Below are 11,692 nucleotides of genomic sequence, written 5' to 3'. Positions count from 1 at the left end.
GCGGTTTGATTCCGCGATCCACCACATCATGCCTGAGCCAGTCAGCGTTTCCGCATCCTGACGGGACCAGCCGGGCCAGAAGGCGCTCAGATCGGCAGGGAGACGCTCCCAGTTTTCTGGCCAGCGATAAAAAAACCGTTCAGATAGTCCGATGCTTTGGCAAACTGGCTGATCGGCATTTTGAGCACTGCGGCCCTCTGCCAGCCGCTGACATCCGTCAGCAGGTTAATCTCAGCTTCCAGAAAATCTGCCATGCTGCCACGCTGTTCCTGCGCCTTGAACCGGCGGCGCTCAGCGACTGTCGGCTCCCGCAAGTCCATATCCTGCCAGTCCCGGTTAACCGCCGTGATCGGTGGGATCAGTGACAGGTGGAACGTATCCTGACAGTCGGGCTCTTCATCCGGTTTCCGGCGCGCTTCTTCCTCAAAATGGGAGATATAGGCGACGGCCGCATCCAGCGTCCGGGTGGGAAGCTGGTCTACTGCTGTCTGGGGCCAGCCGGTTACGCGGCACAGAAGCGCGATTTCCGATGCATAGACCGTTTCCAGCGTAGGACGTTTCCCGATCGTGCGCGTGGCCAGAAGGCATTCCCCTACCGATGGCTCCCGGCAGGAAAGTGTTGTCCATTCACGATCATCCTTGGTGCGGATGGGTGCTGTGACAAAAACGCCGTCCTGCTCGTCGCCCTCGGTTTCAGAGGACTTCCCACCGAACAGTTCTTCTTCCAGCGGATCCATCAGACAGTGTCCTCAGTCACGGTATCGCTTTCAACATGCAGTTCGAATGTGCCTTCCTGCGTGTTGACGTTGATATTTTCAGTCTGCCAGGCATCAACGGCTGTGATGACCTTGCCGTTTGCCAGTTCCAGGATGACGGTTAAGCCGCTTGCCCCCTGAAGGTCCGAGGCCTTGGCATCCCGACGGTCTCGCAATGTTGCCTGGATAAAGCCCTGCCCCGGCATGGCGGAAAAGCCTTCAACGCTACTCTGGCCTTTGAGGGTTTCATTGACCATACCAGCGGCCTGCCACTGAGCTTCCCCGACGACGCTCCAGGCATCACCATTGATGGTGAGAGTTGCTGTACCCGCAAGAGGGCCACGAAATGCTGCCATGTCCTGTGGCCTCCTTACGATTTAACAAACTGGGCATTGCCCGCGATGATCCAGAGCTGATTTGCGAAGTCATAGGGCATCAGGAGCTTGACCTCGCCGTTTCCGGCATTCTGGCAGACGATGTTGGCGGCAAAGGTATCCGCATTCTGAACCCAGAGCTGCGTGGCCTGATACCGGTAGCGGGCAACACAGAGTTTTCCGATAAGCTTGGCTGTGGTGGCTTTGGCGCCAGCCGGAATCTTGGCGGCATCATCCAGCAGGATATACCCGCCGACCTGTGCCGCCAGATAGCTGCGCATATCCGGCAGGCAGATGGCGGCCGTCATCAGCGTTTCAATCCCCAGATAACTATCATCCGGCAGCCCGGACGTGTTGGTCTGGTAGGTAGTGATGAGACGCTGGATCAGCACTGTACCACTATCATCCACCGTGTGGGTAGACAGGCCATCATACAGCAGGCTGTTCTGCTCATCCCGGCCAAAGCGGCCTGCGTCAGTTGGAGGCAGGACCGTCAGGGCAAGCCCTGTAACAGGGAGTGCCGGGTTGTCCCGCATGGACGTGGCCACCCATGCACCGATCTGGGTAGCCCAGACGAGAGGTGAGGACGGGCTGTCTGAAATAGGCATGATGGTGGTATGCGGGTCATTGAGCGTCATGCCTGCGGCTGTCACCTGCCCATAGGTGCCCCGGATGGCCGCAATCCCGTGGCCGTAGAGCTGCTCCATGGGAGACCATCGGCCTGTGGTGTTGTCAAACAGCGCCTTGAATACCTCAAGGCTGCCTGTGTCCGTGTAGGGATGGACAAAGAGGTCATACACACGGTCGCCAAGGCTGGCCATGAACGATGCCAGTGTTTCCGGTGTGCCGGTGCCCCCGCTCAGACTGGTCGTAGTGACAGTGAGGCCATCGGGGATGGACTGCGCCCCCATCTGCCCCAGCAGGGCAACCCCCAGCATGATATCATTCCCGGTCACGCCCTTATTTTTGGCCGTCAGGGTGATCGTGCCGCCGGACGCAGATGCAGCAACCGGGAGGGAAGCAATGGCGGACAGTGCCGTGACAGCATTGGTGGCAACTGTGGCAGCTGCATCACCCAACGTGACGCCAACCTGCACCAGCTGATCCTCTACATAGAGAGGCAGAGTGCCAGATGCGGTGGCGGAACCAGTCAGCGTAATGGTGCCAGAGGCAGGCTTGCCTGCTGCCGGGTCTGCCAGAGGCAGGCACCAGACCTCGCCTGATGTATCAATCTGGCAGTAGGCCATGACCATGCGTGCCAGTTGGGACCCGGCACCGTATTTCGCAATGGCGTCAGACGGACCACCAGAGAGCGTGGCAATGCCAGCTGCCGTTGTGCTGCTGCTCAGCTGCTGGCCAATAAGCAGGACCCGGCGGGTAACGCTAGCCGTATTTGCCTTGGATCCATCCAGTGCAAAATAAAATCCGGGGACACGGTTATTGGCAGCATAACCGGGAACAGAGATAGAGCCGCTCATGTAGAGGCCTTTTCAGTTGCCGTCTCAGAACTGGCAGCAGGTTGCGCCGGGGAAACGGTGGAAGGTGTGGAATCCGTGACACATTGCACGTCCTTACGGGCAAGTGCGCGGAGCCAGAATGCTGTTTCAGGCACGTCTGCCCCGGATTTTTCCAGCAGACGGAGCGTGCCAGGGAACCGCACAGCGCGCCCCTCGGCTGGTTTTACCTTCATCAATGTTCCTTGATGTTACTGGAGATTTGGTAGCGGGAATGTATCCCGTGCTTCTGCGAAGTCCGTATTCCCCCGCGCCTGCATGTGCAGATCAAGACTGGTGACAGGCGTGCCACCCGGAGAAAATTCTTCGAAATATTCAAGGGAGAATGCTACGCGGGCTTTGCCGATATAGGCTGAATTTTCGCTCGTAACTTCTTGCAGTATGCTGATGTCTGACACCTGCGAAAGTCTGGCCTGAAATTCCACATCCTGCATGATGAGCAATTCGATCTGCTCTGTCAGGGCATCCAGCGCATCCTGAGTAGCCTCCGGGGTGCCTTCCGAAACCATGGCATCCACATTAAGCTGCGCGGTACGCACAAACTCTGGCGCATTGCGGCCTGTGCTGCGGGCTGTATCAGACGGAGCCGAAAGGTAGATGGCTGGCAGGGCATCCTGCGTGATCGGCAAAGCGCGCCTGGAAAAGACGTTCGGCCCGGCGTCAGTTGCGTCTGACAGCAGTTTGGCCGCGGCCTCCCGCAATTCCACACGATAGAGCATCGTTTTCTCCGTCGGCAGCATTCAGCTCGATATGCGCGCCGCCATGGCTATCTGGCTGGACCTCACGAATGCGCCAGACCCGGTCCCGAATTGTCAGCAGGTCACCCTGTGCAGGAGGAACCGGGAAGATGGAAAGACGCACACCGACGCGCGCATCTGAGCCGGTGATGTGAGTGTGGCTCTGCCCCGGAAGGTCACCCAGCGGAGAGATAGCCCTGTAGCCATCATCAAAAATCCCGCTGAGTGTGACTTTTCTCCCGAGGAGAGCTGACTCAAACAGCACCGTCTCTCCAAACACAGCATCGCAAGGGGCCAGAACGAGTTTATCAAAATCGACCGGCCCCATGCGTCAGGACCCCAACTGCTGCGGCAGAGGTGTCATGGGCGGCGCGTCCGGGAGGGGAGCGGACTTAACCGAATTGTCCGCTGTGGGTCCAACCCGATCTACCTCTTCAGCACTGGAATTTGCCATACGTGCAATCCCGCGGGAGACCCAGAAACTAGCGCGATCAGGGTCTACGTTCAGTTTTGTCCCGATAGGATACGGTGCCCTTCCTGCTGCCGGATAAACGGGCAGAAGGGTAATGACGGCAGCTGTCTTGGCAGCCTTGGCCACCTGTTTGGGCTGGGTGTCCTCACTCATGATGCGGCTCCCTTAAACTGAGGGGGCCGGAGCATCGGCGCCAGCCTCCATGACGGTGGCGCTGAGGCCAGCATTGACACGCGACGGAATCACAATCGGTGCAGACTGCATCAGCAAATTGATGGCGGCCGGGTCTTCCTTGTACCACATCTTGGGGGCATAGGCGAGCGGACCATAATTAAAGGCCGGGTCAAGAATCTGGCCGAAAGCGCGAGTGCCTTCAAGGCCCGGCCCGGACATGATGATGGTCCCGTCAGGGATCATCGGCTCTTCCTTGTCCGTTACGGGATCCACATACCAGTCATTGTAGAGCCAGATACGGAACTGCCCCCACTGGCCCATATAGATTTTCCCGGTCTGGACACGGCCACCCAGGTCAATGGAAGATCCGCCAGTCCTGTCCCCTGCCCAGATGACAGAGTTGAGGAATTTCAAGTCGCTTTTGAGCGCATTGAAGGGGGTATTCGTCAGAACAACATCTGTGGGAGCAACACCGGATTTCTGAAGAACGAGCGCGGCCCACCCTGTCAGGTAGTCAGAGGGGTAAATTCCGGCTTGCCCCCACTGCGCTGTACCTGTCAGGGCGATTTTCAGGGCAGCGTCACGCTGAAAATCAACCACAATGGGGGTGGGGTATCCGTCGCCTACAATAGTCACGGACCCATTGACCAGGGCGTTAGCCGCCATCCATTCCATGCGGCGGTTGATCATGTCGATCTGGTCTGCAATTTCCCATGCCAGATTGGCTTCCAAACGTTCCGCTGGGGTCATAGACCCCATCAGGCGTTCACCCATGGCGCGGCGAACCGGCTTGAGCAGATCCGGGTTGCGACGATCCTTGATATAGGCTGGCTTGAAAAGATTGGTCTGCCACTGGCGACTTTCCACCAGTTTACCTTCAACCAGCGGTGAGCAGAAGGGTGCCATACGCCGTTTGCCGAGATCGACATCAATCGCTACTTCAGGCGCATTAGATTCGACAATGTTGGGGAAAAACATATCCAGCAGGCCAGTCTGTGCCAGCTTCATGTTGCGGACAAAATAGACCAGCTCAACGATGGAGTAGGCGCTGAGCATATCAACGAGGGAGGCGTTCACGCCGCTTTCTCCGGTAGTTCCGGACATTCAGAAATCCCTATAAAAAGGCTTTAGAAGAGAGAACCCGCCATCAAACGTTGGCGTTGGAAATCCCGGTTTTGACGAAAATGCTCCACTGGCGGAGTGCCTGTTTCAGGTCATCCAGCGTCCAGCTTGTGTCAAACGTCATGTAGTTGGAGTTGAACTCGCCCATCTGGTAGAGGCCTCCGGTCTGGGCTGCTGCCGAGGCATCGACCGTATCGACCACGATGCCGCACGGAACCTGACTGCCATCTGTCGCTGTTTTGACACAGGGGGCATATTCCCCGGATGCCGTCACGCGCCCAACAACCTGCCCGCGGATAAACGTATTGCCCTGAGCAAACGTAACTGTGTCCGTAACGAGTTTGAGGTTACCGGCAATGAGCTGGTCCGGCACAAACATGGTGGAACGGGCACCGGGATAAAACCCGTAAGAGTTGGAACCTGACATTACTGACCTCCCTTACGGATATTCTGTGCGGCCAGAAGGCCTGCACCGGGTCGAGCCAGAGCCTGCGCCCCGCTGTTTTCCGGTTTGACCCCTCCAAACGGAGAGGCCTGCATGCGGTCACGCAGTCCTTTGGTTTCCGTTTTGGCGTTGGCTGTCGGGGCTGTTTCAGCCGGTGCCAGCGTGCCTAGCAGGCCTACGGCCTGAGAGCGCGGCATGGGCGTGTTGAACGCCAGGTGAGCCGCGGCCGGAAGATTGCGTGCAGCAGCAGGAGAGGCGAAAATTGCAGCGCAGCGGGCGCGTTCGCGGGAGCGAGCAGCTTTGGCCTGATCGTCCTTTTCGTCTTCCTCGTCCTCGGTGTCGCCATCATCGTCATCGTTGTTGTCGCCCGCGCCGTCACCATCAGCTTTGGCTTTTTTGGACCGGGCTCGTTTGGACTTGGCGTTTTTGTTCTCGCCTTCCTCCCCTTCTTCTCCGCCGTCCTGTTCGCCATCACCCGAAGCGTTGGTCTTGTTTTCGTCGTCATCCTGAGCATTGGCAGAAGCCAGATGTGCAAAGGGGCTGGAAGAAGCAGTGCGCTTCGCCATTCGGTAATCTCCGATTTTTGATAGTTTCAGAGGTTTTTTATGAGGTCCGTGAACGCATCTGTGCGTGACATCACGGCGTCAGCCAGCCCGGCATCTACACCGAGCTGGCCGCGATAGACTGCTGCCTGCATTTCCGTAATCGCCTCGGGTTTGAGGCCACGATTGCGGGCAACGGTTGAGACAAACAACTCACCCAGCTGGTCAGTATCCGCCTGCATGGATTTGACTGCTTCGTCAGACAGAGGGGTTGTCGGGTAACCATCCGTTTTCCGGGCACCGAACTGGAACGTGGTGACCTTGATGCCATCCTGTTCCAAAGCCCCAGTGATATCGACATGCATACTGACAACGCCGATGGACCCGACCTCACCAGTGCGGGGGAGCGTGATGGTATCTGCTGCACTCGCCAGAGCGTAGCCGGCGGAGCAGGCCATCTCGTCCACAATCGCTACAATCGGTTTTTGAGAGCGGGCCTGATAGATCTGCTCTGCCGTGTCAAAACACCCGGCTACGGTGCCGCCTGGGCTATCGATATGCAGGACGATGGCTTTGATGCTCTCATCCCGCAAGGCAATATCGAACGCAGTGCCGATGTCGTCATAAAAGGTTGCGCCACCCCAAAACCAGCCAAATCCATTACTGCTACCTGGAAACAGAACGCCGCTGATCTTGATGATTGCGACACCATCAACCCGCGTGGTCATCTGCTGAACGATGAACTGTTCCAGGTCACTCGGCGGCCCGAACAGCATGACGTCATCCCCACCTTTAAGGAGCATGCTGCTGAGGATGTCTGCGTGATGGGATGACAGCGCCAGAGGCCGGTTGAGCAGTTGCCGCGTGAGCGCCATGCTGCGTGGTGTCATGACTTATCCTGCTTTCTGGGGGCCTGCTCGGGCGGCAGATAGCCGCCCCAATCCGGGATGGGGAGGCCACGATCTTTAAATGCCTGAACTTCTTCTGCGCGCTGGTCGACTTTTTCGATCCAGTCGCCACCTTCGTTTTCGGCGCATTCCTCTTCGAGCGTGGAGAGGCCAGCGTCCATACCAAGGATAGCACCCTGTTTTTCTGCTACCGGGTCGATCCAGCCGCGCCCCGGCCCCAGCCAGTTGGCGCGGGCATAGGCCTGCCGGGCATCAATAAATTCAGGGGCATTCGTGGGCATCGGGAGGTTATCGACCTCCATGCACTCCTCCAGCCATGCAAGGCGTATTGGTGCGGCAAAGCCTGTTGCGAAATCATCCCGCCGACGCTTGAGGGTTTTCCATGCCTCCAGCATCGCACCGCGCGCCGATGAGTAATTGACGTCAGACCAGTCATTACTCACCTGCTGAGGGGACAGGCCCGCGCCGCTGGCAATGTTTCGCAAAACCGCAGATTCAAAATCCTTGAAATTCCCGGCGGGCCGCGAGGCTGATACCGTATTGATCTTTTCGCCCGGATACAGGATGGGCAGACGGGAACCATTGAGGTTGATATTGCGGTTCTGATGGAACGCAATGCGACCGTCCTGATATGCTCCAAGTGACCCGAGTGAATCGTCTCCACCTTCCAGAGCCTCGGCCACCATGTCCTGATCATAAGGGCTTTCAATATAGCCAGCAAAGATCGCATTGATGATGGCCGCATCGAGTTCTGATCCGTCATATTTGATCAGCATTTTCAGGCGCTGCATGACCGGCGTCAGGATCCCGGTTGCCCCGGTATGCTGGCTGGCCCTGTGATGCTCAAACATGTGGACCACTCTGGGCCTGCCCCAGCTGGTTTCCCGCTCGATACGGTCCCACTGCACGGATTTTGCAGCGGAATACCAGTCCGCCTCATGCGCCTGCCGGATATGGTAGGCGACGGGCACCCCGAGAGCATCAATCTCGACACCATTGCGGATGTTCTGGAGGTCCATTTGCATCTGGGGATTGCTGAGCCTGTCAGGGTCCACCAGTTGCAGGGCTGTTGCGTAGCGGGCACCCCCTCGGCACACCCTATCCTCCAGCCACGGCAGAACGCCTAACGCATCCCCATCTACAATGAGATGACGGAATGCGAGGTGCATCTGCTGGCCAAATGTCAGCATGCGTTCCCCATCGTTGAAATGGAGAGGATCATCAGCCCATGATCGCCAAAGCGCATCGACCGCCTGGCCAAACTCCCGCGCCCATGTCGCATCGAAAGCAGAATTTCCACTCATATGCGCAAGAGCCCGGTAGTCTGGCTTGCTGATGGGCCGCAGGCTAATGCCGACAGCATTATCCTGCACGCGGGTAACTGTGCCTGCTGCCCAGCCATCATTGCGCACCAGATCCCGCGCACGGCTGACAACCCGGTTACGAAATGGGCCGCGCTCCGTATCGGCGGACCAGAGTGGCGGCATCCAGCTTTGGGTATGCTGGCCGTAGATATCTGCCGCATCAAACGGAACACCTTGCCAGCCACCATTCAGAGCGCTGGCCCGCTGCCCCGTGGACTGGGCAAAAGCCTTCGCCTGCTTCGATTTTTTCTGTTTTTTGGCCATCAGAATACCGGACGCAGGGCTTTGCGGCGTACGCCAGGCATACCCAGCTGCTGCTGCAACTGCTTGATGAGGGCGGCAAGCCCGGTGGCGTTGGCCTGTGTGTAGGTTACAGCGCGACTACCATCTGCCTGTGCATAACTAACGGAGGCAACCTTTGCCCCGCTCTGCAACTCGATATAGGCCTGCTGGCATGATGCCAGATAAGCCTGCACCTGTTCCCGGCTCATACCGGCAAACAGGCTGGTGTTCGGGTTGTAACGGGCCTGCGGCAGCCTGCCGAAAAATCCGGACATGGTCACTCCTTATCCCGGCAAGCGCGAAAAGCGTTTTGCCAGATTTGTTCTGCGTTTCTGTTTGGCTGCTGCTGTGTCTGCTTCAGTCAGAGACTGGACGGACTCACTGGGCACGATGGCTGCATCTTCCGTCACCGGTGCCGGTGGCGGCGGATGCTGGGTGGCTTCTGCTGCAATGGCATCTGCCTTACGGTTGAGGCGCAGGCCCATGTAGGTCAGGCCGCAGAGAGCGGCGTAGCTATAGACGGCCAAATCCAGTGCTTCATTCCGTCGCCCTGGCATAAGCTCCCAGACACGGAATATCTGCCCCCGCTCATGCTTTTTGACGGACCGTTCCGCCACAAGTTGGGCAAAAAAGTTGATATCCCTGTCTGCCGGATAGTGCATGTAACCCGCACTGGGCTGGCCGGGATCCGGCGGTTTAAGATGCAGTCTTGCGCGGATCACATCCTTGGCGGCGTTGACACCGATGATGACAGGCCGGAATGAGGCCTTGTTACGGACGCTTGGCTTTTTTGTGGGCCAGACTGGAGAGCGCTGGCCACCTCTGGCAGACTCACCCTTGATCGCCCAGATGCGGCGGCCAAGACGCGCCCGGCAGAAGTCATAGACGCGCTGCGTATGGTGGCCACCGGAATCAATGCACGCCGCCATGAGCTTGTAAGGTCGGCCATCGGCACGGTACCACTCGCGTTTGAGCAGAGCGTCCAGCTGGTCCCAAACCTCTGGTTGCTCAGGATCACCATCAATGACGATGTAGGCAATAGACCAGCGTTCCTCATTGCGGCCCCAGCCCACAATCTCGACCTCAAGCCGGTCATCCTGCGTATCGACACCGGCTGTCAGGACGGCCACGCCCTCAGGGACTTCCCCTTCCCAAACCTCAACACGGGCGGCCAGCGTGCGCTCGTTTAGCGCGCCGTCGCCCCGGTCTTCATAGGGCAGGCCCAGAGCCGTATTGATGAATGTCTGGCGTTCCAGCGGCTTGTCTTTGACATCAAGCCATTCAGCGACCAGACGCGACCATGCCGCATTTGGGAAAAGCGAGTATCCAGCCCAGATGTGGAACGACGCATGACCTTTGAACGGGCGCATACCGATCCACTTGCCTTTGGCAATCATGTCCGGCTTTTCTGCCTCATCAATAAGGCAACCGCAGTGCTTGCAGGCATAGCGGGCTGTTTCCGGAAGATGGTTGCCCTGCTCGTCCTTGTCCCACTTGATGCCGTGCGGGGTGTCGGGTCCGCCCCACTCTAACACCTGATACTCGTCGCAATGCGGGCATGGGACATGGTAATGCCGCCCGTCGCCCTGATCGAACGCGCGCTCAATGCGGCTGATGCCCGCAACCGTGGGTGTTGACCCCATTGCAATCAGGCGATTCCAGAATGTTTCTGCGCGCTTGGAGCCCAGAGCAATCTGGTCCCCCTCGGACCCAGCACCGCCGACTGGATAGCCGTCCACCTCATCAAACAGCACGATGCGGACTGTGATACGCCGGAAGCCACCGGGGCTATTGGCACCCACCATGGTGAGAGAGGAACCGTTCAGCAGAGTCTTTTTGAGCAACGTATTTTCGCTGCTCTTGCTCTTTGGGTCTCCCGTTAGAGCCGCCAGGACTGGCGTATCACGCAGCATGGGCGCGATTTCGGATTTGCTGTAGCCCTCGGCATCGCCCTCACGCGGCTGCACCATCAGAATGGGCGATGGGTCCTGATGCAGATAGTAGCCAATGGCATGGTCAAGGATCTTGGTGTAGCCCACGCGGGCTGATTTCATGACCGAGATCTTTTCCACAGACGGATCCGTGAACGCATCCATTATCCCGATCTGATACGGGAAGGCCTCAAATTTACCGGTCTGCGCACTCGTCTCTGCTGATAGGACGGCATACCTCTCGGCCCATTCGCTGAGCGTCAGTTTAGGAGGCGGCTTGAGGTTGGCCTGCTTCTGGCGCGTCAGCTCGCTGAGAAAATTCTCGTATCCCTTAAGATACCGCAGTCCCTGAGTTGCTATCTCCATCTGCTGTCAGTTCTTCCAGGGCACGGGTAATCAGCACCCTCAGTCTCTCCTGCACGTCCGCAACGGTTTTGCAGCGGTGGATAGAGGGGGCATGTTCGGCTGGGAGCGCGAGAAGCTTGCGGCGCACCGCGGCATACTCTTTGCCCACGGCTGCCACCACGACGCTGACTTCAACCACCGCCCCTGATTTCTGGTCGAACTCCAGTTGCTTAAGGTTTGCCTTGGCGTTCTGCTCGACTTGAAGGGCCAGCGCCATGGGCAAAAGCCCGTCACAGGAAGGGGGCCAGCAGTCTGGTGAGGCAAGCGGAACCTGCACCGCTGCACCTGCAACCTGTTCGGCAGGTTGCACCTTTGGTTGCAGGGGAGGTTGCACCCCTCCCTGTATGGATTTTCTGACCGCCAGCCATTCGTTGAATGACGCCAGATCAACACGCTTACCATTGGCAACAATGCGGCCCGACAAAAGATTTTTCTGGATTGCCGCACGGCTCACGCCAGCGCGGCGCGCAGCTTCGCTCTGGCTGATTGTCTCGCTACTCATGGCAAAACTGCAACCTGCAACTGCAACCCAAAATTTCGGCCTTAGCTAGGGATCAAACGGGGCGCGAACTTCCCTTGGCGCATTTTGGGCCGGGAAGGACCCAACATGGGGAGGGGTATACGCATAGCATATCAGTCATGCATGCTCTTTACGCATACCTCAAAG

15 protein-coding genes are annotated in these 11,692 nt (G+C 58.1%); all 15 read right to left on the bottom strand.

The genetic code is table 11. The annotated features are described in order from the left end of the window. Window positions 1–86 precede the first annotated feature (86 nt). Genes ACHQGU_RS03055 through ACHQGU_RS02985 form a run of 15 tightly spaced genes read right to left on the bottom strand, consistent with a single transcriptional unit; the run spans window position 87 to window position 11,527 of the window. A complete protein-coding gene (locus ACHQGU_RS03055; RefSeq protein WP_395495828.1) occupies window positions 87–737 on the bottom strand; it encodes a phage tail assembly protein in 651 nt (216 codons plus the stop codon). Further along, window positions 737–1,111: a phage tail tube protein gene (locus ACHQGU_RS03050; RefSeq protein ID WP_253550188.1), complete on the bottom strand. Its 375-nt coding sequence runs from the start codon at window positions 1,109–1,111 to the stop codon at window positions 737–739. The genes ACHQGU_RS03055 and ACHQGU_RS03050 overlap by 1 nt, the downstream gene beginning before the upstream one ends. Window positions 1,112–1,125: 14 nt before the next feature. Further along, complete coding sequence (locus tag ACHQGU_RS03045; protein ID WP_395495827.1) at window positions 1,126–2,607, bottom strand: phage tail sheath subtilisin-like domain-containing protein; 1,482 nt, start codon at window positions 2,605–2,607, stop codon at window positions 1,126–1,128. Then, window positions 2,604–2,819: a DUF2635 domain-containing protein gene (locus tag ACHQGU_RS03040; protein ID WP_395495826.1), complete on the bottom strand. Its 216-nt coding sequence runs from the start codon at window positions 2,817–2,819 to the stop codon at window positions 2,604–2,606. The genes ACHQGU_RS03045 and ACHQGU_RS03040 overlap by 4 nt, the downstream gene beginning before the upstream one ends. Before the next feature lie 15 nt (window positions 2,820–2,834). Continuing rightward, window positions 2,835–3,362: a hypothetical protein gene (locus tag ACHQGU_RS03035; RefSeq protein WP_395495825.1), complete on the bottom strand. Its 528-nt coding sequence runs from the start codon at window positions 3,360–3,362 to the stop codon at window positions 2,835–2,837. Continuing rightward, window positions 3,304–3,708: a hypothetical protein gene (locus tag ACHQGU_RS03030; protein WP_395495824.1), complete on the bottom strand. Its 405-nt coding sequence runs from the start codon at window positions 3,706–3,708 to the stop codon at window positions 3,304–3,306. Before ACHQGU_RS03030 ends, ACHQGU_RS03035 begins: the two co-directional genes overlap by 59 nt. Window positions 3,709–3,711: 3 nt before the next feature. Beyond that, the gene (locus ACHQGU_RS03025; RefSeq protein WP_395495823.1) at window positions 3,712–4,005 is read right to left on the bottom strand and encodes a hypothetical protein; all 294 of its coding nucleotides are present in this window, start codon (window positions 4,003–4,005) and stop codon (window positions 3,712–3,714) included. 12 nt (window positions 4,006–4,017) lie between these two features. Continuing rightward, complete coding sequence (locus ACHQGU_RS03020; RefSeq protein ID WP_395495822.1) at window positions 4,018–5,130, bottom strand: major capsid protein; 1,113 nt, start codon at window positions 5,128–5,130, stop codon at window positions 4,018–4,020. A 43-nt stretch (window positions 5,131–5,173) separates the two neighbouring features. Next, a complete protein-coding gene (locus tag ACHQGU_RS03015; RefSeq protein ID WP_281700948.1) occupies window positions 5,174–5,575 on the bottom strand; it encodes a head decoration protein in 402 nt (133 codons plus the stop codon). After that, complete coding sequence (locus ACHQGU_RS03010; protein ID WP_395495821.1) at window positions 5,575–6,159, bottom strand: hypothetical protein; 585 nt, start codon at window positions 6,157–6,159, stop codon at window positions 5,575–5,577. Before ACHQGU_RS03010 ends, ACHQGU_RS03015 begins: the two co-directional genes overlap by 1 nt. Window positions 6,160–6,185: 26 nt before the next feature. Then, on the bottom strand, window positions 6,186–7,025 hold the full coding sequence (locus tag ACHQGU_RS03005; protein WP_395495820.1) for a S49 family peptidase: 840 nt from the start codon (window positions 7,023–7,025) through the stop codon (window positions 6,186–6,188). Beyond that, complete coding sequence (locus tag ACHQGU_RS03000; protein WP_253550208.1) at window positions 7,022–8,671, bottom strand: phage portal protein; 1,650 nt, start codon at window positions 8,669–8,671, stop codon at window positions 7,022–7,024. Before ACHQGU_RS03000 ends, ACHQGU_RS03005 begins: the two co-directional genes overlap by 4 nt. Then, the gene (gpW, locus tag ACHQGU_RS02995) at window positions 8,671–8,964 is read right to left on the bottom strand and encodes a gpW family head-tail joining protein (protein ID WP_061490419.1); all 294 of its coding nucleotides are present in this window, start codon (window positions 8,962–8,964) and stop codon (window positions 8,671–8,673) included. The genes ACHQGU_RS03000 and gpW overlap by 1 nt, the downstream gene beginning before the upstream one ends. A 9-nt stretch (window positions 8,965–8,973) precedes the next feature. Continuing rightward, a complete protein-coding gene (locus ACHQGU_RS02990) occupies window positions 8,974–10,986 on the bottom strand; it encodes a phage terminase large subunit family protein (protein ID WP_395495819.1) in 2,013 nt (670 codons plus the stop codon). After that, window positions 10,952–11,527: a hypothetical protein gene (locus tag ACHQGU_RS02985; RefSeq protein WP_395495818.1), complete on the bottom strand. Its 576-nt coding sequence runs from the start codon at window positions 11,525–11,527 to the stop codon at window positions 10,952–10,954. The genes ACHQGU_RS02990 and ACHQGU_RS02985 overlap by 35 nt, the downstream gene beginning before the upstream one ends. Window positions 11,528–11,692: the final 165 nt, after the last annotated feature.

The organism is Acetobacter sp. KSO5, assembly GCF_044094635.1.
GTDB classification, from domain to species: domain Bacteria; phylum Pseudomonadota; class Alphaproteobacteria; order Acetobacterales; family Acetobacteraceae; genus Acetobacter; species Acetobacter cerevisiae.
This window is presented reverse-complemented; position numbering and strand designations above follow the sequence as displayed.

Excerpts from the sequence above, each read along its gene's own strand:
- ACHQGU_RS03055 (WP_395495828.1), bottom strand. The coding sequence starts at position 737 with ATGGATCCGCTGGAAGAAGAACTGTTCGGTGGGAAGTCCTCTGAAACC.
- ACHQGU_RS03050 (WP_253550188.1), bottom strand. The coding sequence starts at position 1,111 with ATGGCAGCATTTCGTGGCCCTCTTGCGGGTACAGCAACTCTCACCATC.
- ACHQGU_RS03045 (WP_395495827.1), bottom strand. The coding sequence starts at position 2,607 with ATGAGCGGCTCTATCTCTGTTCCCGGTTATGCTGCCAATAACCGTGTC.
- ACHQGU_RS03040 (WP_395495826.1), bottom strand. The coding sequence starts at position 2,819 with ATGAAGGTAAAACCAGCCGAGGGGCGCGCTGTGCGGTTCCCTGGCACG.
- ACHQGU_RS03035 (WP_395495825.1), bottom strand. The coding sequence starts at position 3,362 with ATGCTCTATCGTGTGGAATTGCGGGAGGCCGCGGCCAAACTGCTGTCA.
- ACHQGU_RS03030 (WP_395495824.1), bottom strand. The coding sequence starts at position 3,708 with ATGGGGCCGGTCGATTTTGATAAACTCGTTCTGGCCCCTTGCGATGCT.
- ACHQGU_RS03025 (WP_395495823.1), bottom strand. The coding sequence starts at position 4,005 with ATGAGTGAGGACACCCAGCCCAAACAGGTGGCCAAGGCTGCCAAGACA.
- ACHQGU_RS03020 (WP_395495822.1), bottom strand. The coding sequence starts at position 5,130 with ATGTCCGGAACTACCGGAGAAAGCGGCGTGAACGCCTCCCTCGTTGAT.
- ACHQGU_RS03015 (WP_281700948.1), bottom strand. The coding sequence starts at position 5,575 with ATGTCAGGTTCCAACTCTTACGGGTTTTATCCCGGTGCCCGTTCCACC.
- ACHQGU_RS03010 (WP_395495821.1), bottom strand. The coding sequence starts at position 6,159 with ATGGCGAAGCGCACTGCTTCTTCCAGCCCCTTTGCACATCTGGCTTCT.
- ACHQGU_RS03005 (WP_395495820.1), bottom strand. The coding sequence starts at position 7,025 with ATGACACCACGCAGCATGGCGCTCACGCGGCAACTGCTCAACCGGCCT.
- ACHQGU_RS03000 (WP_253550208.1), bottom strand. The coding sequence starts at position 8,671 with ATGGCCAAAAAACAGAAAAAATCGAAGCAGGCGAAGGCTTTTGCCCAG.
- gpW (WP_061490419.1), bottom strand. The coding sequence starts at position 8,964 with ATGTCCGGATTTTTCGGCAGGCTGCCGCAGGCCCGTTACAACCCGAAC.
- ACHQGU_RS02990 (WP_395495819.1), bottom strand. The coding sequence starts at position 10,986 with ATGGAGATAGCAACTCAGGGACTGCGGTATCTTAAGGGATACGAGAAT.
- ACHQGU_RS02985 (WP_395495818.1), bottom strand. The coding sequence starts at position 11,527 with ATGAGTAGCGAGACAATCAGCCAGAGCGAAGCTGCGCGCCGCGCTGGC.